Source organism: Streptomyces sp. NPDC005775 (genome assembly GCF_042871565.1).
GTDB lineage: Bacteria > Actinomycetota > Actinomycetes > Streptomycetales > Streptomycetaceae > Streptomyces.
This window is the reverse complement of record NZ_JBIAIU010000022.1, coordinates 1-19,368: the sequence shown is the minus strand read 5'-3', so window position 1 is coordinate 19,368 and position 19,368 is coordinate 1. Positions and strand designations below refer to the sequence as shown.

15 protein-coding genes and 1 pseudogene are annotated in these 19,368 nt (G+C 73.0%); 14 read left to right on the top strand and 2 right to left on the bottom strand.

The window, feature by feature from the left end:
- Positions 1 to 10: 10 nt before the first annotated feature.
- The 10 genes from ACFYPA_RS34970 to ACFYPA_RS34925 all read left to right on the top strand — a co-directional run bounded on the left by ACFYPA_RS34970 (position 11) and on the right by ACFYPA_RS34925 (position 10,341).
- On the top strand, positions 11 to 772 hold the full coding sequence (locus ACFYPA_RS34970) for an SDR family oxidoreductase (RefSeq protein WP_359315521.1): 762 nt from the start codon (positions 11 to 13) through the stop codon (positions 770 to 772).
- 264 nt (positions 773 to 1,036) lie between these two features.
- Complete coding sequence (locus ACFYPA_RS34965) at positions 1,037 to 2,692, top strand: AMP-binding protein (protein ID WP_359354741.1); 1,656 nt, start codon at positions 1,037 to 1,039, stop codon at positions 2,690 to 2,692.
- Positions 2,693 to 2,735: 43 nt separating this feature from the next.
- Positions 2,736 to 3,902 carry an acyl-CoA dehydrogenase family protein gene (locus tag ACFYPA_RS34960; RefSeq protein ID WP_389136587.1) on the top strand — a complete coding sequence of 389 codons (1,167 nt, stop codon included), beginning with the start codon at positions 2,736 to 2,738 and terminating at the stop codon, positions 3,900 to 3,902.
- Entirely contained in the window at positions 3,899 to 4,870 is a 972-nt protein-coding gene (locus ACFYPA_RS34955; protein WP_359086125.1) for a MaoC family dehydratase N-terminal domain-containing protein, read from the top strand. The genes ACFYPA_RS34960 and ACFYPA_RS34955 overlap by 4 nt, the downstream gene beginning before the upstream one ends.
- Positions 4,870 to 5,988, top strand: coding sequence for an acyl-CoA dehydrogenase family protein (locus ACFYPA_RS34950; protein WP_389136584.1), 1,119 nt, complete (start codon positions 4,870 to 4,872; stop codon positions 5,986 to 5,988). Before ACFYPA_RS34955 ends, ACFYPA_RS34950 begins: the two co-directional genes overlap by 1 nt.
- On the top strand, positions 5,985 to 6,431 hold the full coding sequence (locus tag ACFYPA_RS34945; protein WP_359086121.1) for a MaoC family dehydratase: 447 nt from the start codon (positions 5,985 to 5,987) through the stop codon (positions 6,429 to 6,431). Before ACFYPA_RS34950 ends, ACFYPA_RS34945 begins: the two co-directional genes overlap by 4 nt.
- A complete protein-coding gene (locus ACFYPA_RS34940) occupies positions 6,428 to 7,609 on the top strand; it encodes a lipid-transfer protein (protein WP_389136582.1) in 1,182 nt (393 codons plus the stop codon). Before ACFYPA_RS34945 ends, ACFYPA_RS34940 begins: the two co-directional genes overlap by 4 nt.
- Complete coding sequence (locus tag ACFYPA_RS34935; protein WP_389136580.1) at positions 7,606 to 8,493, top strand: MaoC/PaaZ C-terminal domain-containing protein; 888 nt, start codon at positions 7,606 to 7,608, stop codon at positions 8,491 to 8,493. Before ACFYPA_RS34940 ends, ACFYPA_RS34935 begins: the two co-directional genes overlap by 4 nt.
- Positions 8,486 to 9,301 carry a 2-keto-4-pentenoate hydratase gene (locus tag ACFYPA_RS34930; RefSeq protein WP_389136577.1) on the top strand — a complete coding sequence of 272 codons (816 nt, stop codon included), beginning with the start codon at positions 8,486 to 8,488 and terminating at the stop codon, positions 9,299 to 9,301. Before ACFYPA_RS34935 ends, ACFYPA_RS34930 begins: the two co-directional genes overlap by 8 nt.
- A gap of 98 nt (positions 9,302 to 9,399) precedes the next feature.
- Positions 9,400 to 10,341 carry a 3-oxoacyl-ACP reductase gene (locus ACFYPA_RS34925; RefSeq protein ID WP_359086115.1) on the top strand — a complete coding sequence of 314 codons (942 nt, stop codon included), beginning with the start codon at positions 9,400 to 9,402 and terminating at the stop codon, positions 10,339 to 10,341.
- Between the two features lie 36 nt (positions 10,342 to 10,377).
- On the opposite strand, the gene ACFYPA_RS34920 is transcribed toward ACFYPA_RS34925, so the two are convergent.
- Complete coding sequence (locus ACFYPA_RS34920) at positions 10,378 to 10,989, bottom strand: TetR family transcriptional regulator (protein ID WP_389136575.1); 612 nt, start codon at positions 10,987 to 10,989, stop codon at positions 10,378 to 10,380.
- Positions 10,990 to 11,164: 175 nt separating this feature from the next.
- On the opposite strand from ACFYPA_RS34920, the gene ACFYPA_RS34915 reads away from it, so the two are divergent.
- The 4 genes from ACFYPA_RS34915 (at position 11,165) to hsaA (ending at position 16,480) form a co-directional block, all read left to right on the top strand.
- A complete protein-coding gene (locus ACFYPA_RS34915; RefSeq protein WP_359086111.1) occupies positions 11,165 to 12,724 on the top strand; it encodes an FAD-dependent oxidoreductase in 1,560 nt (519 codons plus the stop codon).
- Positions 12,725 to 12,829: 105 nt separating this feature from the next.
- Positions 12,830 to 13,624 carry an SDR family NAD(P)-dependent oxidoreductase gene (locus tag ACFYPA_RS34910; protein ID WP_359315544.1) on the top strand — a complete coding sequence of 265 codons (795 nt, stop codon included), beginning with the start codon at positions 12,830 to 12,832 and terminating at the stop codon, positions 13,622 to 13,624.
- A gap of 76 nt (positions 13,625 to 13,700) precedes the next feature.
- The gene (locus tag ACFYPA_RS34905) at positions 13,701 to 15,284 is read left to right on the top strand and encodes a FadD3 family acyl-CoA ligase (protein ID WP_389136571.1); all 1,584 of its coding nucleotides are present in this window, start codon (positions 13,701 to 13,703) and stop codon (positions 15,282 to 15,284) included.
- A gap of 29 nt (positions 15,285 to 15,313) precedes the next feature.
- Complete coding sequence (gene hsaA / locus ACFYPA_RS34900) at positions 15,314 to 16,480, top strand: 3-hydroxy-9,10-secoandrosta-1,3,5(10)-triene-9,17-dione monooxygenase oxygenase subunit (protein WP_389136568.1); 1,167 nt, start codon at positions 15,314 to 15,316, stop codon at positions 16,478 to 16,480.
- A 255-nt stretch (positions 16,481 to 16,735) separates the two neighbouring features.
- Here the strand turns inward: hsaA and ACFYPA_RS34895 are convergent.
- Positions 16,736 to 19,250, bottom strand: a pseudogene (locus ACFYPA_RS34895) (FtsX-like permease family protein).
- Between the last annotated feature and the right edge of the window lie 118 nt (positions 19,251 to 19,368).

Sequence of the window (19,368 nt, the reverse complement as noted above, 5' to 3'; positions counted from 1 at the left end):
GGGCGGAGCGATGGGAACCCTCGAAGGCAAGGTCGCGGTCATCACCGGAGCCGGACAGGGCGTCGGCCAGGGCATCGCTCTGGCCCTCGCCTCCGAGGGGGCCTCCGTGGCCGTCCTCGGACGGACGGCCGCGAAGCTGGAAGCGACCTGTGAGCTGCTGCGCGCGCGAGGGGCGAGGGCCGAGCCGTTCGTCCTCGACGTCCTCGACACGGACCGGATCCCCTCCGTCGTGGCGGAGGCCGCCGAGCACTTCGGCTCCCTCGACATCCTGGTCAACAACGCCTACACCGGATGCTACGGACCGCTCCTGTCGCTCAGCGACGAGCAGTTCCAAAGGGGCTTCGACAGCGGGCCGTTCGCGGCCTTCGCCTTCATGAAGGCCGCGCATCCGTACCTGAAGCGCGACGGCGGCGGCTCCATCATCAACCTGGTCACGTCCGCCATGGTCCGCTGGGACCTGAGTACGTACGGGGCCTACGCGGCGGCCAAGTCCGCCCTGCGCTCGCTCACCAGGGCCGCGGCCAACGAATGGGGTCGCGACGGCATCCGGGTCAACGCCGTCGCCCCGCACGCCACGTCGCCCGCCTACGCCGGCTGGCAGGCCGCCCACCCCGAGGAGGCTGCCGCGTTCTGCGCGTCCATCCCGCTCGGGTACGTCGGCGACTGCGAGCAGGACATAGGCCGGGCCGTGGTGATGCTGTGCGGCCCGGACGCCCGCTACCTGACGGGCGCCACCGTGCCCCTCGACGGCGGCCAGGCCAACTTCGGCTGACAGGGCCTGTCAGCTCCTCCCGGTCAGCGGGACGGTCCGGTCCGGGCCGTCCCGCTCGCGGTTAGCGTCGCCACGCCGGGCATCACGATCACCACGAGACGTGCCCCGGCATCACGGGACGTGCCCCGGCATCACGAGACGCGCCGCGATCACGACGAAACGCGCACCGCCATCAAGGGACGCGCCACCACCGCGGGACGCGCCGCGCGACCCGCCCCCGTACCGACACCGGCAGACCCGGCCACCGGGTGAGAGGGACCGACGTTGCCACACGAGACGATTGCCGACCAGCTGCTCGCCCGGGCCGGGGACGACCACCCCGGCCTGCTGACCCGTGACAGGTCCTGGACCTGGGGAGAGGTGGTCGAGGAGAGCGCGGCCCGCGCCGCCCGGGCCCGGGAACTGCGCACCGCCGGGCCCTTCCACATCGGCGTGCTCCTCGACAACGAACCCGAGTACGTCTTCTGGCTGGGCGCCGCGGCCCTCGCGGGCGCGACCGTCGTGGGCATCAACCCCACCCGCCGGGGCGCCGAACTGGAGCGGGAGGTCCGGCACACCGACTGCCAGATGATCGTCACCGACCGGGCGGGCGCCGCCCTGCTCGACGGACTGGACATCGGTGTGGAAGCGGACCGCTTCCTCGTCGTGGACGCACCGGGCTACGCGGACCGGCTCGCCCGGCACGACCGCGAGCCCGTGCCGGACCCGGACGTCACCGCCACCACCCGGATGCTGCTGCTCCTGACCTCGGGCACCACCGGCGCGTCGAAGGCGGCGATCTGCTCGCAGGGCCGGCTCGCCGCGCTCGGTGCCACCAACAGCGCCAAGTACGACATCTCCCGGGACGACATCTGCTACTGCCCGATGCCGCTGTTCCACGGCAACGCGCTGATGGCCCTGTGGGCGCCCGCGCTCTCCGCGGGCGCCACGATCGCCCTCACCCGCAAGTTCTCCGCCTCCGGATTCCTGCCCGACGTCACCTACTTCGGCGCCACCTACTTCACGTACGTCGGCAAGGCGATCGGCTACATCCTGGCCCGCCCCGAGGCCCCCGGCGACGCCGACAACCGGCTCACCCACGGCTTCGGGACCGAGGCGTCGCCCGAGGACGCCGCCCGCTTCCTGGACCGCTTCGGCTGCCGCCTCGTCGAGGGCTACGGCTCCAGCGAGGGCGCGGGCATGCTCAAGCGGGTGCCCGACGCACCCACGGGCGCGCTCGGCAGGCCGGCCCGGGACGGCGTCCGCATCGTGCACCCCGTGAACCGGACCACCTGTCCGCCCGCCGTCCTCGACTCCTACGGCCGGGTGCGCAACCCGGAGGAGGCCATCGGCGAGATCGTCGACACCGAGGGCGCCGCCCGCTTCGAGGGCTACTACAACAACGAGGCGGCGAACGCCGAACGCGTCCGGCACGGCTGGTACTGGACGGGCGACCTCGGGTACGTGGACGAGGCGGGCTACTTCTACTTCGCCGGCCGCTCCGGCGACTGGATCCGCGTCGACGGCGAGAACATCTCCGCCCTGCTCACCGAACGCGTCCTGCGCAGGCACCCCGGCGTCATCGCCGCCGGAGTCTTCGGCGTACCCGATCCGCGCTCCGGCGACCAGGTCATGGCCGCCGTCGAGATAGCCGACGGCACCCGCTTCGAGGACCTGGACCTGCCCGGCTTCCTGAGCCGTCAGGAGGACCTGGGCACCAAGGGGGCACCCCGCTTCGTCCGGGTCTCGCACGCGCTGCCGACCACCGCGTCCGGCAAGTTGCGCAAGAAGGAGATGCAGCTGGACGGCTGGCGCACCGGCGACCCGGTCCACCGCTGGACCGGCCGGGGCGGCCCCGCCTACAGGCCGATGACCGACGAGGAAAAGGCCGCGCTGCGCGGCGAGTTCCAGGCCAACGGGCGAGCACGTTTCCTTCCCTGAGGCGGCGGCAGGACCGGATGGCACCGAGCGAGGAGAACCACACATGCAATTGCGCGAGAGTGCCGCGCACCAGGAGCTGCGGCGGGAACTGCGGGCCTACTTCGCGGGACTGATGCCCGAGGACGAGCGCCGTCGCGTCGGCGAGGAGGGGGTGGGCGGCGACCGCTTCCGTGAGGTCGTCAAGAGGCTGGGCTCCGACGGCTGGCTGGGCATCGGCTGGCCCACCGAGTACGGCGGTCAGGGCCGGTCGGTCGAGGACCAGTACGTCTTCTTCGACGAGGTGCAACGCGCGGGCCTGCCCTTCCCGTTCGTCACGGTCAACACCGTCGGGCCGACCCTCATGGCGTACGGCTCCGAGGAACACCGCAAGCGGTTCCTGCCCGGCATCCTCTCCGGCGACATCGTCTTCGCGATCGGCTACACCGAGCCCGGGGCCGGCACCGACCTCGCCTCGCTGACCACCCGCGCGGTCCGGGACGGCGACAGCTACGTCGTCGACGGCAGCAAGATCTTCACCAGTGGGGCCAACACCGCCGACTACGTGTGGCTCGCCGCCCGCACCGATCCGGAGGTGCCCAAGCACAAGGGAATCTCCATCCTGATCGTGCCCACCGCCGACGACGGCTTCTCCTGGAGCCCCATCCGTACCGTCGGCGGCATGATCGTCACCGCCACGTACTACAGCGGGGTACGCGTCCCGGCCGCCGACGTGATCGGCGCCGTGGACGGCGGCTGGCGGCTGATCACGGCCCAGCTGAACCACGAACGCATCGGCCTCGCGGCCCTCGGCGGCCGCATGATCCAGCTGTGGGAAGGGGTGCTGGACTGGGCCCGGGAGAACGGCACGGCCGACATCCCGTGGGTGCGGCAGGAGTTCGCGCGGACGTACGCCCGGTTGGAGGCGATGCGGCTGATGAACTGGAAGATGACCTCCGCCGTCGCCGGCTCCACACTGACCGGTGCCGACGCGGGCGCCGCCAAGGCGTACGGCACCGAGACGCACATCGCGCTCCAGCGCGGGCTGAGCCAGATCCTCGGTGCCGCGGGCCGCATCCGGCCCGAGTCTCCGTGTGCCGCCCTCGCCGGGCAGATCGAACAGCTCTCCCGGCAGGGCATCGTGAACACCTTCGGCGGCGGAGTCAACGAGATCCTGCGCGACATGGTCGCGACCCAGGGACTCGGGCTGCCGCGCAAGGGGCGTGGCGCATGACCGTGACGTCCGGACAGCAACCGGGTTACGAGGAAAGGCTCCAGGCCTTCACCGGGCGCGAACTGCGGGCGCCCACACCGGCGCAGGACCCCGTCAACCAGCCGATGATCCGGCACTGGGCCGAGGCGATGGGGGACACCAACCCCGTGTACACCGATGCCGAGGCGGCCCGTGCCACCGGCCGCGAGTCGGTGGTGGCCCCCGCGTCGATGGTCCAGGCGTGGACGATGCGCGGATACGCGGCCACGGTCGCCCCGCCGGAGGGCGGCGCGAGCGGCTTCGACGAGCTCGTCGCCCTGCTCGACGAGGGCGGATACAGCTCCGTGGTGGCGACCGACTCGGAGTTCACCTTCCTGCGGGAGCTGGCCCCCGGCGACCACATCGCCGTCCGCGAGACCGTCGAGTCGGTCTCGGCGGAGAAGCGGACAGGACTCGGCACCGGACGGTTCGTCACCACCCTCAAGACCTACACCGACGGGCAGGGCGAGACGGTCGCCACCCAGCGGTGGCGCACCCTGAGGTTCCGGCCCGCGCCCGAAAAGGCACCGGCAGCGGCGGCCGCCCCGCGTCCGCGCCCGGCCGTCAACCGTGACAACGCCTTCTTCTTCGAGGGGGCGGCGCAGCACCGGCTGCTCATCCAGCGCTGCGCCTCCTGCTCCCTGCTGCGGCACCCCTCGGGGCCGTGCTGCCCCTCATGCGGCTCACTGGAGTGGGACACCGTAGAGGCCGCCGGCCACGGCCACGTGTACAGCTTCGTCGTGAACCACCACCCCCGGCACCCGGCCTTCGAATCCCCCTACCTCGTCGCCGTCGTCGAACTCACCGAAGGCACCCGGCTCATCACCAACCTGACCGGTGTCGCCCCCGGTGACGTCACCATCGGCATGGCCGTGGTCCTCGACTGGCTCGACGCCGACCCCGATCTGACCCTGCCGGTGTTCCGGCCCGCCCCGACGGAGGCGCCCTGATGGATTTCTCCCTGGGAGAAGAGCTCGAAGCGGTCCGCGACCTCGCCCGCGAGATCCTCACCGACCGTGTCACGCCCGAGCGGCTGCGGGAGGTCGAGGTCTCGGGCGGCCGCGTCGACGAACAGCTGTGGGCGGACCTCGCGACGGCCGGCCTGCTCGCGGCCGTCCTGCCCGAACCGGACGGCGGGGCGGGGCTCGGCATGGCCGGGCTCTGCGTCCTCCTGGAGGAACAGGGCCGACGCGTGGCGCCGGTGCCGCTCTGGCCCGCGCTGACGGGCGCCCTCACCGTGGCGGCGTACGGCACCGAGGCGCAGCGCTCCCGGCTGCTGCCGGGGCTCATGGACGGTACGAGCCGGCTGACCGTCGCCCTGGAGGAGTTCGGCCCCGCCGAGCCCCTGACGCCCCGCACGGCCGCGGTCGCCGACGGGGCGGGGTGGCGGATCAGCGGGGTCAAGGCCGTGGTGCCCGCGCCCGCAGGCGCCCGCCACGTCCTGGTGACCGCCGCGACCGAGTCCGGCCCCGGCCTCTTCCTCGTCGCCTCGGACGCCACGGGCGTGAGCTGGGAGTCCGCGGAGACCACCAGCCACGACATGAGTGCCCACCTCACCCTGCGGGACGCCCCGGCCGAGCGCGTCGGCACGCCGGGCGACGAGGCCGCCGCGCACCTCGTGCGGAACGCCTTCGTCGCCCTGGCCGCCGTCCAGACCGGCGTGGCCGCCGGCGCGCTGGCCCACGCGGCGGGGCACCTTCGCGAGCGGGAGCAGTTCGGCCGCCCGCTCGCCACCTTCCAGGCCGTCCAGCACCAGCTCGCCGACTGCTACATCGACATCGAGGCGATGCGGGTCACTCTCTGGCAGGCCGTGGACGCACTGGCGGAGCCCTTCGACGCGGGGAGCGCCGACCGGGCCGCGACGGTCGCCAAGTGGTGGGCCACCGAAGGGGGCCTGAACACCGTGCACCGCGTGCAGCACGTGCACGGTGGCATCGGCGTCGACACCGACTACCCGGTGCACCGCCACTTCCTGTGGGGCAAACAGATCTCCACCACCCTGGGCGGCGCGGGCGCCGACCTCGAACGCCTCGGAGCCCTGCTGACCGGCACGGCGGTGGCCTCATGAACCCGGACCCGGGCACCCTCCCGCCGTCCCGCACCTACGAATCGGTGGCCGTCGGCGACGTACTTCCCGAGCTGCCGATCCCGGTCACGCGCACCCTGATCGTCGCCACCGCACTCGCGAGCCGCGACTACCAGGACGTGCACCACGACCCCGAACTGGCACGGGAACGCGGCTCCAAGGACATCTTCATGAACATTCTGACCAGCAACGGCCTCGTCGACCGGTACGTCACCGGCTGGGCCGGACCCGCGTCCGTCGTCAAGGCCATCCGGATCAGGCTCGGCGCCCCCAACCACCCCGGCGACACGATGGTGCTCACCGGCACGGTCACCGCGAAGTCGGACGCGGACCGCCGCGTCGAGATCGCGGTCACGGGTGCCAACAGCCTCGGCTCCCATGTCACCGGGAGCGTCTCGGTGCAGCTGGCGGGGGAGGGCCGATGAGCGCCGTCGCGCTGTCCGGGGCCGCGGCCGTGGCCGGTATCGGCGCCACCGAGTTCTCCAAGAACTCCGGGCGCAGCGAACTGCAGCTCGCCTGCGAGGCCGTACTCGCCGCCGTCGCGGACGCGGGCCTGACGCCCTCCGACGTGGACGGGCTGGTCACCTTCACCGCGGAGACCAACGCCGAGAACCATGTCGCCCGCAACACCGGAATGGGAGACCTCACGTTCTTCTCCCGCATCGGGTACGGCGGCGGGGCCGGCTGCGCCACCGTGCAGCAGGCCGCCATGGCCGTGGCGACCGGGGTCGCCGACGTGGTCGTCTGCTACCGGGCGTTCAACGAGCGCTCCGGCGAGCGCTACGGGCTCGGGCAGGCCGCCCGCCCCATGGACACCACCGCCGACCGGGCGGCGTACGCCTGGATGACGCCGTTCGGGCTGAGCACCCCCGCGCAGTGGGTGGCCATGTTCGCCCGCCGCTACATGCACGAATACGGCGCCACCACCGACGACTTCGGCCGGGTCGCCGTGGTGGACCGCAAGCACGCCGCGAACAACCCGGCCGCCTGGTTCCACGGCCGGCCCATCACCCTGCAGGACCACCGGGACTCCCGCTGGATCGCCGAACCGCTGCGGCTGCTCGACTGCTGCCAGGAGACCGACGGCGGCCAGGCCCTGGTGATCGTCTCCGCCGAACGCGCCCGGGACCTGCCGCACCCGCCGGCGGTGATCCGCTCGGCGGCCCAGGGGCTCGCGGCCGACCAGCACATGATGACCAGCTACTACCGGCCCACGATCACCGGCATCCCCGAGATGGGGCTTGTGGGAAGGCAGTTGTACGCACAGAGCGGCCTCGGCCCCGAGGACATCGACGCGGCCGTGCTCTACGACCACTTCACCCCGCTGGTCCTTCCGCAACTGGAGGAACTGGGCTTCTGCGAGCCCGGCGAGGCCAAGGACTTCATCGCCGACGGCCATCTGGAGCTCGGTGGCCGACTGCCCTTCAACACCCATGGCGGGCAGCTCGGCGAGGCGTACCTGCACGGTATGAACGGCATCGCCGAGGGCGTCAGGCTGGTGCGCGGCTCCTCGGTGAACCAGCCGGGCAGGGCCGACCACGTCATGGTCACGGCCGGCACCGGCGTGCCCACCAGCGGTCTGATCCTGGGAGCCGACCGATGAACGCATCCCCATGGGAGGGCCGCGCACTCGGCACCCGTACCGTCTCCTGGACCGAACGGGACGCCATCCTGTACGCGCTCGCGGTCGGCGCCCCCGCCGACCGGCTCGACCTCGTGTACGAGGAGCGGTTGCGGGTCCTGCCCACGTTCGCGCTGACGCTGGCCCAGTGGGCGCCGGACGCGCTCGGGGAACTCGGCGCCTTCAACGTGACCACGGCCGTGCACGGCAGCCAACGCCTGCTCGTGCACCGTCCGTTGGAGCCGTCGGGTGAACTGACCACCACGGCACGGGTCTCCGCCGTACGGGACAAGGGGGCCGCCGCGGTCTTCGACGTCGAGGTGTCCTGTGATCGTTTCACCGCCACCTGGTCGATCTTCGCGCCGGGCTGCGGAGGCTTCGGCGGTGAACGCGGGCCCTCCGTCCCGCGCCGCCCCGACCGCCCTGCCGATCACACCCTGTCCGTGGTCACGCACGCCCGGCAGGCGGCCTTCTACCGGCTGCTCGGCGACCGGCACGCCATGCACATCGACCCGGATGCGGCGACGGCGGCCGGGATGGACCGGCCGTTCCTGCACGGACTGTGCACGCTCGCCGCGAGCCTGTTTCCGCTGGCCGACGCCCTCGGCGTGCACCCGGCCGAACTGGCGGAACTGGAGGCGCGGTTCGCCGCGCCGGCGTTCCCCGGCGACCGGCTCGGACTGAGCGGCTGGGCCGGCGCGCCGGGCGACGACAGCCCGGGCCGAGACATGCCGGGCGACGACAGCGCGGGCGACCGGGCCGTGCGCTTCGAGGCGATGGCCGAGGACGGCCGCGCGGTGCTCACCGGCGGGCGCGCACGCTTCCGCACCACCATCCCCGACCCGACGGAGAACCCCGATGCTTGATCCCGCGCAGCGCGCCGCGGCCGCCGCGGTGCTGTGGGCCGCACAGCAGGGCCGCGGCCCCGTGGAGCCGCTCACCACCACCTTCCCGGCCATCGACGCGGCCGACGCCTACGAGATCCAGCTGATCAACATCCGCCGGCAGCTGGCCGAGGGCCGTACCGTGCGCGGGCACAAGGTCGGTCTGTCCTCGAAGGTCATGCAGCGGATGATGGGTGTGGACGAGCCGGACTACGGCCATCTGCTCTCCGACATGGTGCTGTCCCAGGAGACCCCGGTCGAGGCCGATCGCTACTGCTACCCGCGGATCGAGCTCGAGATCGGCTACGTACTCGGCCGCGGCCTGCCGGGGGAGGACTGCACCACCGAGGACGTCCTCGCGGCCACCGAGTACATCGTCCCGAGCCTCGAACTCATCGACAGCCGGATCAAGGACTGGCGGATCGGGCTCGCCGACACCATCGCCGACAACGCCTCGTCCGCCGGGGTGATCCTCGGCTCCGCCCGGGTGCGGCCGGGCGACCTGGACCCGGCCGACATCGAGGCGGTCCTGTACCGGGAGGGCGAGGAGATCGCCCGGGGCAACACCAGTGCGGTACTCGGTGACCCCACCGAGGCCGTCGCCTGGCTGGCCCGCAAGGTCGCGTCCTTCGGGGTGCGGCTGGAGGCGGGCCACGTGATCCTCCCGGGGTCGTGCACCAAGGCGGTCGACGTCAAGCCGGGGGAGAGCTACCGGGCCGACTTCGAGGGTCTCGGGTCCGTCTCCGTCGGCTTCGTCCACTCAACGGGACACCGCCCGGCCGAGAACTGAAATCAATACTAGTTTCGTGTGTGTGGCGCACCCCGGCGGCAGACGCCCGGGGTGCGCCCGCGTATCCAGCGGATCGACGGAACACGGAATGAGGCAGCATGAGCGCGACGCACACCCCCTCGGTGAAGACCCTGGAGGGGCGCACCGCCGTCGTCACCGGTGCGGGGGCGGGGCTCGGCCGCGCCGAGGCACTGGCACTCGCGGCGCTCGGCGCCAACGTGGTGGTGAACGACATCGGCCCGGCGGCCGACGACGTCGTCGCGGAGGTCAAAACCCTGGGCGCGGGGGCCGTGGCGGTGACCGGCGACGTCGGCGACTGGTCCATGGGCGACCGGCTGGTGCAGGCAGCCGTGGAGAGCTTCGGCAGCCTGGACATCATCGTCAACAACGCGGGCGTCCTCCGCGACAAGATGCTGTTCAACCTCACCGAATCGGACTGGGACGACGTCCTGCGGGTCCACCTCAAGGGGCACGCCGCGGTCTCCCGCGCCGCGGCCGTCCACTGGCGCGCGGCGAGCAAGGCGTCCGGCGCCCCGGTCTACGGCCGCGTGATCAACACCTCGTCCGAGGCCTTCCTGTTCGGCGCCCCCGGCCAGCCGAACTACTCCGCCGCGAAGGCCGGCATCACCGCGCTGACCCTGGCCACCTCGCAGGGCCTGGCCCGCTACGGCGTGCGCGCCAACGCGATCTGCCCCCGGGCGCGCACCGCCATGACCGCCGAGGCCTTCGGCGAGGGAGCGACCACGCCGGGCGGCCTCGACATCATGGCCCCCGAGCGCGTCGCCACCCTCGTCGGGCACCTGGCGTCACCGGCCGCCGACGAGATCAACGGGCAGGTCTTCGTCGTCTACGGCGACATGGTCGCCCTGCTCGCCCCGCCCACCGTGGAGCAGAAGTTCACCGCCGCGGACGGCACTTTCAGCCCCGAGGAGCTCGACGCCCAGCTGACGCCGTACTTCAAGGGCCGCGACCCGCACCGGACCTACGCCGCCTACAGCGTCGCAGGCCTCGACACGACGGGTACGCAGCAGGCGCGGTGAACGACGCGCTGTCCCCGGCCGGGCCCGCCGGCCGGGTCAGCCGGCATCCGGCTCGGGTGCGAGCAGCAGGTGGCACGCCATCCGCAGATCGGCATCGGCCTCCTGCGGGGTGAGCCGCTCGTTGAGCCGCGACTGCAGCACCCCGTACCAGAGCAGGATCAGCAAACGCAGACGGGTGATGTGGTGGTCCGTGGGCTCCTCCACACCCCAGGCCCGCACCAGCAGATCGATGAACCCCGAATCGATCCGCGCCAGGTCCGGGACGGTCGAGGCGCGGGCCGCGTTCGCCGACTGGATCATCGCGGTGGCGAGGGCCGGCCTGCGCAGCAGAGTGCGCGTGGCGCTGCCCAGCGTCTCGAACACGGCGTCCTCGGGACGGGTGCCCGCTGGGCGCTCCGGCACCCGGGCCGCGAACCCCTCGATCTGGTCGGCCATCAACGCGGTGAACAGATGGGTCTTCGACGGGAAGTACCGGTACAGGGTGGCGATGGCGACCCCCGCCGACTTGGCGACCTCCTGCATCTGCACCCGCTCGAGACCCGTCGAGGCGGCGATGTCCGCCGCCACCTTCAGGATGCTCTGACGGCGTGCGCGCTGCCGGGGCGAACTGGGCTCGGCCCCGGCCCTGGCCTCGGCGATTCTGGGCACGCGCTCTCTCCCCGGGCTCGGTGGTGTCTACAGCTGCACCGACCATACGCCGGGCCCGGCCACGCGTCGGGCGCGACGGCCCCGGCGTACCGGTCAGCGGGACCGGCCCCGCCCGGGCCGGCCGCGAAAGGGTCTGCTGAGGCGGCACACCACCGAGCGGCAGAAGGGGCACCACATGCGGGACGGCCAGGACTGGGACGCCACCCACGACGTGATCGTCGTCGGATCCGGGGCGGGAGCGATGACCGGGGCCCTGATGGCCGCGGGCGACGGACTCGACACCGTCGTACTGGAACGGACGGCGCTGCTCGGCGGCACCTCCGCCTACTCCGGAGCCGCCTGCTGGCTGCCCGGCACCCAGGTGCAGGAACGCGCCGGGATCGGCGACTCCACCGAAGCGGCCGACGCCTACCTGCGGGCCCTCACCGACGACGCCGAAGCGCCCCGCAGGGACGCCTTCCTGCGGCACGCCCCCGACTTGGTGGCCCGGCTCGAACGCGACCCGGCGATCGAGTTCGAGTGGCGCGCCTTCCCCGACTATGTCGCCGCGCCCGGCCGGATGGACGCCGGCCGCTCCATCGTCCCGCTCGACCTGGAGCCGGAACTGCTCGGCGATCTCCTCCCCCTGATACGCCCCGCGGTCGACCGGGACCGTGCGGGCAAGGGCCACCCCGCCGGCGCACCGCTGTCCGCCGGCCGCGCCCTGATCGGCCGCCTCCTCCTCGCGGCCACCCGCACCGGCAACGCGCGGGTCCGCACCGAGCACCACGTCACCGGTCTCGTCACCGAGGACGGCCGGATCACCGGCGTCGAGGCGCGGACGCCGCAGGGGACGGTCCGGGTGCGGGCCCGGCGCGGTGTGCTGCTGGCAGCGGGCGGCTTCGAGGGCGACGGCCCCCTGCGCGCCGAGCACGGGGTGCCGGGCAGGGCCACGTGGAGCATGGCGCCCCGGGGAGCCACCACCGGAGAGCTGCTGCGCGCCGCCGTCGCGGCCGGCGCCGCCACCGGCCTCATGGGCGAGGCCTGGTGGTGCCCGGGGACCGAACTCCCGGACGGATCCGCCGCGTTCACCCTCGGGCTGCGCGGCGGACTGATGGTGGACGGCTCGGGGCGGCGGTTCGCCAACGAGTCGCTGCCGTACGACCGCATGGGCCGCGCCATCGCCGCCGCGGGCGGCGCCGACGCGCCCACCTACCTGATCTTCGACTCCCGGGAGGGCGGCGCCCTGCCCGCCATCACGGTGCCGCCCAGCGACCCCGCCGAGCACCTCGCCGCCGGCACCTGGGCGCGCGCGGACTCGCTGCCGGAGCTGGCTGAGCTCATCGGCGTGCCGGCCGCCGCCCTGATGGAGACCGTCGGCCGCTTCAACGGCTTCGCGGCCGCCGGCGCCGACGAGGACCACCACCGCGGCGAGGACCCGTACGACCTGTTCTTCGCGAGCAGGAAGGCGCCCGGGCCCAACCCGTGCCTGGTCCCGCTCGACCGGGCGCCGTACTACGCGGCCCGGATGGTCCTCTCCGACCTCGGCACCAAGGGCGGTCTGCGCACGGACCCCGAGGCCCGCGTCCTGGACACCGAGGGCCGCCCGCTCACCGGCCTGTACGCCGCCGGGAACACCGGCGCGTCCTTCACCGGCGGTGTCTACCCCGGCCCCGGCGTCCCCATCGGCACCGCCATGGTCTTCGCCTCACTGGCCGTCCGGCACATGGCCGGGCAGCCCGCCGGCGCCACCTGACCGGTCCGGTCCGGGCATCCCGGCCAGTGGGATGCCCGGGGCGGGGACCCGGAACAGCGCTCTACCGTCGCGGCACCGCGGCGGCCAGGACAAGAGAGGTACTCGATGATCGACAAGAACCTGTACGGGCCCTGGGCGGTCGTCGCCGGAGGCTCCGAGGGAGTCGGCGCCTCGTTCGCCGACCAGCTGGCCGACGCCGGCATCAACCTGGTCCTCATCGCCCGCAAGCCGGGCCCCCTGAACGAGACCGCCGAGAAGGTGCGCGCCAAAGGCGTCGAGGTCCGCACCCTCGAACTCGACCTGCTCGACCCCGGGGCCCTGGACGCCGTCCGCGCGGTCACCGACGGCCTCGAGGTCGGCCTGCTGATCTTCAACGCGGGAGCCAACAGCTACGGCCACGAGTTCGTGACCGGAGACCTGACGCGGGTCCAGGGCGTCCTGGACCTCAACATCACCGCGCAGCTCGCCCTCACCCACCACTTCGGCGCCCGGATGAAGGAACGGGGCCGGGGCGGCATCATGCTGGTCGGCTCGCTCTCCGGATACCTCGGACAGGCACAGATCAGCGTCTACTCGGCGGCCAAGGCCTTCAGCCGGGTCTTCGCCGAAGGCCTGTGGCTCGAACTGCGGCCGTACGGAGTGCACGTCCTGGAGCTCGTCCTCGGCGTGACCCGGACCCCCGCCATGGAGCGTGCCGGACTGCGGATGGACCTGCCCGGACTGCGCGTCGCGGAGCCCGACGACGTCGCCCGGGAAGGGCTGGAACACCTGGCCGACGGCCCCGTCCTGGTGGCCGGCGGCAATGCCGGGGCGGCGCAAAAGCGCAGTGGTTTCCCCCGCGCCGAACTGGTCCTCGGTGCTCACGAGGCGTCCAAGAAGATGCTGCCGCCGTCCTCCTGATGCCGATCGGCAGCCCGCATCGGTAGCCGTCCACCGTGCGCGTGTTGAGCGCGGCCCGCACCCTCCCGGAGAGCAGATGAGCGAGACAGAGCACCCCCTCACGATCCCCGGAGCCCTCGGTCTCGCCGCCGGCCGGCATCCCGGCCGGGAGGCGGTCGTGGACGGTCACGTACGGCTGACCTGGGGGCAACTGCGCGCCCGGGTCCAGTCGGCTGTGAAGTCGCTGATCGCCCTCGGTACGCGGCCCGGCGACCGGATCGCCCTGTGGGCGCCCAACAGTCACCACTGGGTGGTCGCCGCGCTCGCCGCCACCTCGGCCGGGGCGGTGCTCGTTCCCGTCAACACCCGCTACAAGGGCGCCGAAGCGCGCCGGCTCCTGGAACGCAGCGGCGCACGGCTGCTGTTCGTCGAGAACGGCTTCCTCGGCAAGGACTACCTGGCCATGCTGGCCACCGGGGACGAAGGAGGGGCGGCGCTCCCCCCGGCCACTCTGGAACGGGTGGTGACCTTCGACGCCACCGCGTCCTCCGGGAGTCTGCCCTGGGAGGAATTCCTCCAGCACGGTTCCCGCGTGTCCGACGCGGAAGCCAACGCCCGCGCTGCCGCCGTGCGCCCCGACGACCCCTCGGACCTGCTCTTCACCTCGGGCACCACCGGCCGCGCCAAGGGCGCCCTGAGCACGCACCGGCAAAACCTCACCACCTACCGGGCCTGGAGCAGCCGGACCGGTGTGACCGGCGACGACCGCTATCTGATCATCAATCCGCTGTTCCACTGCTTCGGCTACAAGGCGGGGGTACTCGCCTGCCTGTTGCGGGGCGCGACCATGGTCCTGCACCCGGTCTTCGACGTACAGCGGGCGCTTCACACCGTCGAGGCCGAGCGCATCACCGTCCTGCCCGGCCCGCCCACGATCTACACCGAACTGCTGGACGCGCCCGGCCGGGACCTCTTCGACCTGTCGTCCCTGCGGCTCGCGGTCACCGGATCGGCGGTCGTACCGGTCGCCCTCGTCCGACGGCTGCGCGCCGAGCTCTTCCCCGAGGTACTCACCGCCTACGGACTGACCGAGAGCTGCGGCACCGTGTCCGCGTGCTCCACCGACGACGACGACGAGACCGTCGCCCTGACCGCGGGCCGCCCCATCGACGGTGTCGAGGTACGGGTGGCAGGGCCCGGCGGTGCCGTGCTGCCGGCCGGCCAGGACGGCGAGATCCTGGTGCGCGGCTACAACGTGATGCTCGGCTACATGGACGACCCGGCTGCGAACTCCGAGGCCGTAGACGCGGACGGGTGGCTGGCCACCGGGGACGTCGGGCACCTCGACGCCCGCGGCAACCTGGTCATCACCGGCCGGCTCAAGGACATGTTCGTCGTCGGCGGATTCAACGTCTACCCGGCCGAGGTCGAGCAGGTGCTCGCCGGACACGAAGCCGTCGCCGAGTCCGTCGTGGTGGGAGTCCCCGACGCACGGCTCGGAGAGGTCGGACGCGCCTATGTCACCCCGCGTCCGGGCGCCGAGCCCGACCCCGACGTCCTGATCGGCCACTGTCGTGAGCGGCTGGCCAACTTCAAGGTCCCGCGTGAGGTCGTCGTCCTCGGGGCCCTGCCGCGCAACCCCACCGGCAAGGTGGACAAGTCAGCCCTGCGAACGATCTGAGCCCGACCGGGGCATGGAGGTACGGACAGATGGACAACGAGGTTCTGGAGTCGGTGCGCGGTCTGCTGCCGGCCATCGGGAAGCGGGCGGCCGCCACCGACGAGGCGCGGCGCATCCCGGATGCGACGGTGCGCGAGCTGGCGGGGGCCGGTGTCTTCCGCATGCTCCAACCGGCCCGGTTCGGAGGCCTGGAGGGTGACCCGGTCGACTTCTACACGGTCGTGCGGGAGATCTCCGCGGTGTGCTGCTCCACGGGCTGGGTGGCGTCCGTGCTGGGCGTCCACCCCTGGCAGTTGGGCCTGTTCCCCGAACAGGCCCAACAGGACGTGTGGGGCGAGGACCCGGACACACGCGTCTCCTCGTCGTACGCCCCGGTGGGCCGGCTCGCCCCCGTCGACGGAGGCTACGAGCTCACCGGCCGGTGGAGCTTCTCGTCGGGCTGCGAGCACGCGTCATGGGCACTGCTCGGTGCGCTCGTCGTCGGGGCGCAGGGACGGCCGGTGGACTTCCTCACCGTCCTGGTGCCCCGGACCGACTACCGCATCGAGGACATGTGGGACGTGGTCGGGCTGCGCGGAACGGCCAGCAACGACATCGTCATCGAGTCGGCGTTCGTGCCGGCCCACCGGGTGCTCCGCAACTACGAGCAGGCGCAGCTGAAGGTGCCGGGACAGCAGATCAACCCGGGGCCGTTGTACCGGCTGCCGTTCGGCGCGATCTTCACCAGCGCCGTCACCGCACCGGTGCTCGGGGCCGTCTCCGGCGGCTACGCGTCGTACGTGTCGCGGATGAAGGAGCGGGTGCGGCTCAGTCTGGGCGGCGGCAGCTTCGCCGAGGACCCGTTCGCCCAGGTCGCCATCGCGCGCGCCGCCTCCGACATCGACGCGACCGTGCTCCAGATGGACCGCAACATGCGCGAACTGTCCGGACTCGCGGCCGCCGGCAGGGAGATCCCCATGGAGTTGCGGCTGCGCACCCGTCGCGACCAGGTCCGGGGGACCGAACGGGCCGTCGCAGCGATCGACCTCCTCTTCAAGACCGCCGGCGGCAACGCGCTGCGGCGCGGCAACCCCGTCGAGCGCGCCTGGCGCGACGCCCACGCGGGGAGCGTCCACGTCGCCAACGACGTGGAGCGCGCCCTCGCCATGTACGGGCGCGGAGCCTTCGGCCTGACGGTCGAGGACAACCTGGTCTGAGGCGACCCGGCGGAGAACCCGATGTCGTGAGGGCGGCGAGACAGCTGACGGCCCACTCGTACCTGAAGGGCGTGATGCTCGTCGCGTCGACGCTGCTCACCGTGCCGTGGCAGGTGGGCCTCCTGAGGTGCGCGACCGGTTGCGCGGTCGGGTTCCTCCACTCCTCCGATTCCAAGCCACACCGGTCACGGCCATCGGGAGGTACGGGCCGGGCCCGCAGCCACCGTGACAGCTTCCCCGCACCGCACGCCCCCGTCAGCCCTGCCCTTCGCGGAGCGCCGCACGTGCCGGCAGGGTGACGGCGAGCAGGGAGAGACCGACCGCGGCTGCGGCGAAGGACGCGTACGCGAGCGGGGGCACGTAGGGCGCCTCGCCGGTCAGCCCGCGCATCATCGGGACCAGGGTGGCCGCGGCGATGGCCGTGCCCAGGACGATGCCGGCCACGGCCACCAGCATGCCCTCCCACCGCAGCATGTCCCTCACCTGGCGCCTGGTGGCGCCGACCAGACGGAGCATGCCGAGTTCGCGGCGGCGGTCGAGAACGGTCATGACGAGGGTGTTGGCGGCGGCGAGGGCGGCGAACCCGCCCAGGACCCCGGCCATCATGTAGTTGGCCCAGGCGTTGAGTTCGCGGTCGGTGGTCTCCTCGACCGCGTAGCCGGAAGCCTCGGTGACCGTGCCCAGCGTGGCGAGATCCTTGGCCTCCCCGCCGCGTACCAGCAGTGTCGTGTCGAAGCCCGAGGTCACATGGCCGGCCAGCGACGAGCGGTCCATGGTCACGGCCGCCAGGCCGAGCCCTCGCCCGTACACGGCGACGACTTCGGGGCTGGTCCTGGTGCCGTCCGGGAGGTACATCGGCAGCTTGTCGCCGACCTCGGCCTTCGCCGACGTGGCGAGCGTCCGGTCGATGGCGATCCGGCCCTCGCCGACCCGGTCCAGGCTGCCGCTGCGCACATCGAGGTCCTGCACCTGTCCGAGTCGCGCGCCGGTACCCGACACGCCCTGGGCCGACGAGCTCTGCAGCCACCGGTCGCCGCCCGACCCGACGGGCACGAGTACCTGCGTGTCGAGCAGGCCCACGGCCGCGTCGACGCCGGGGGCGCGGGAGGCCCGGCCCACGGCTTCGGCGGACAGCCCGGCGGGGTGCGTGACGACATGGTCCGCGATGACGCCGGCGCGCAACTGCTTCGCCGCCACATGGCTCTCGCTCGTGTGCATGAAGGCGAGCGTGGACGCGAAGGCCATGGCCAGCACGATCGGGGTGATGGCGGAGGCCAGCCGACGGGCGTTGGTACGGGAGTTGGCGGCGGCGAGCCCGGCCGCGGCGCCGCTGCCGCGCAGCGCCAGACCGAACAGCTCCGCGCACAGCCGCGCCACCAGAGGACCGAGCAGGGCGACGGCGAGCATGAAGAGCATGACGACGCCGAGGGCGGCATTGGCCGCGTCGTCCCCGGCCGAGTGGGCGGCGAAGACCGTGAAGAATCCGCCGCCGACGAGGGCGCCCACGCCCAGCACGGTACGGACCACGCCGGGCCGCAGCCGCTCCGCCGACGCCTCGGCCAGCGCCTGCCCCGGCTTGATCCTGGCCGGCCGGCGTCCGGCCGCCCAGCCTGCGGTGAGCGCGGTCAGCAGCACCGTTCCCACGGCGACGACGAGCGGGATCCAGGAGACGTGCAGGTCCACCGGGCCCGGGACGGCCCCGCGGTCCTTCAGCTGGGCGAACCACCAGCGCGCGAGCCCGATCCCCGGCAGGCAGCCGATCAGTCCGGCCAGTGGCGCGACGAGCAGTGCTTCGGAGGCGACCGCGCGGCGGATCTGCCGCGGGGTGGCGCCGACCGCGCGCAGCAGCGCGAACTCCCGTGCGCGCTGGGCGACGGACAACGCGACCGTGCCGGATGCCGTGAAGACGGCGACCAGGGCGGCGATCCCGCCGAAGGAGCCGCCCAGCCCGGTGAGTGTTTCCTTGGCGTACGCGAGGCCGTGGTCCTCGACGGCGCCGCGACCGTCGCCGGTGTGCACCTCGGCACCGGTGCCGGCGAGCGCCTTCCGCACGCCGGCGGCGAGGGCCGCGTCGTCCGCGGGGGCCGCCCCCTCCTTCGCCAGGACGGCGATGGCGTCGGCCCTGCCGGGATGCCCGGCGAGCACGGGCGACTGGGCGTCGGTGAACCAGCCCGTGGCGCCTTCGGCCGCGCCGTCGCCTGCTCCGGGCCGCGCCAGCCCGGAGACGCGGAAGCCGGCTCGTCCGGAGGCGGTTTCGAGCGTGACGGTGTCGCCGACGCCGGCCTTCGCCGCCCGTGCGGCGGCGGCGTCGAGCACGACCTCGCCGGTCCCGGGCGCCGTTCCGGAAGTGAGCGCGGCGCCGGTGAAGGCGTGCGCACCCCAGCCGTGGCCCGTCAGCGCGTCCTCGCCCAGGCGCACCGGGAAGGTGAAGTCGGGCACCGCCGTCTCCGCGCCCGGTACGCGGGCCGCCCTGCCGGTCAGCGGTCAGCGCGATGTCCACGCGTGCGGTGTCCGGCAGCGGGTTCGCCGACTCGGAGCGGCTGTCGCCGCTGCCCGTGACGAGGCGGGCGTACTGGTCGGCCGCCGCGACGACCGGCACCTTCGCGTAGCGCTCGGGCGGCACCGATGCGCGGGCGCCCGTCTCCAGGAGGATGCCGCAGGCGGAGACGATCAGCGCCGCCATCATCAGGGCGACGAAGGTGCCGGCGAACGACGCGGGTCTGAAGCGGACGGCCGCACGGGCCAGGCCGTTGGGGGCAAGGCGACTCACGCAGCGACCCCTGCCAGCGCGTGGGTACGGGAGGTGAGGGTGGTCATGTGGGCCGCGATCTGTTCGGCCGTGCCGTGTTCGAGGGAGCCGGCGAAGGTGCCGTCGGTGAGGAAGAGCA

Bases quoted from the DNA above. Each gene is read 5' to 3' on its own strand.
- ACFYPA_RS34970 (WP_359315521.1), top strand. From the start codon at position 11: ATGGGAACCCTCGAAGGCAAGGTCGCGGTCATCACCGGAGCCGGACAG.
- ACFYPA_RS34960 (WP_389136587.1), top strand. From the start codon at position 2,736: ATGCAATTGCGCGAGAGTGCCGCGCACCAGGAGCTGCGGCGGGAACTG.
- ACFYPA_RS34955 (WP_359086125.1), top strand. From the start codon at position 3,899: ATGACCGTGACGTCCGGACAGCAACCGGGTTACGAGGAAAGGCTCCAG.
- ACFYPA_RS34950 (WP_389136584.1), top strand. From the start codon at position 4,870: ATGGATTTCTCCCTGGGAGAAGAGCTCGAAGCGGTCCGCGACCTCGCC.
- ACFYPA_RS34945 (WP_359086121.1), top strand. From the start codon at position 5,985: ATGAACCCGGACCCGGGCACCCTCCCGCCGTCCCGCACCTACGAATCG.
- ACFYPA_RS34940 (WP_389136582.1), top strand. From the start codon at position 6,428: ATGAGCGCCGTCGCGCTGTCCGGGGCCGCGGCCGTGGCCGGTATCGGC.
- ACFYPA_RS34935 (WP_389136580.1), top strand. From the start codon at position 7,606: ATGAACGCATCCCCATGGGAGGGCCGCGCACTCGGCACCCGTACCGTC.
- ACFYPA_RS34930 (WP_389136577.1), top strand. From the start codon at position 8,486: ATGCTTGATCCCGCGCAGCGCGCCGCGGCCGCCGCGGTGCTGTGGGCC.
- ACFYPA_RS34925 (WP_359086115.1), top strand. From the start codon at position 9,400: ATGAGCGCGACGCACACCCCCTCGGTGAAGACCCTGGAGGGGCGCACC.
- ACFYPA_RS34915 (WP_359086111.1), top strand. From the start codon at position 11,165: ATGCGGGACGGCCAGGACTGGGACGCCACCCACGACGTGATCGTCGTC.
- ACFYPA_RS34910 (WP_359315544.1), top strand. From the start codon at position 12,830: ATGATCGACAAGAACCTGTACGGGCCCTGGGCGGTCGTCGCCGGAGGC.
- ACFYPA_RS34905 (WP_389136571.1), top strand. From the start codon at position 13,701: ATGAGCGAGACAGAGCACCCCCTCACGATCCCCGGAGCCCTCGGTCTC.
- hsaA (WP_389136568.1), top strand. From the start codon at position 15,314: ATGGACAACGAGGTTCTGGAGTCGGTGCGCGGTCTGCTGCCGGCCATC.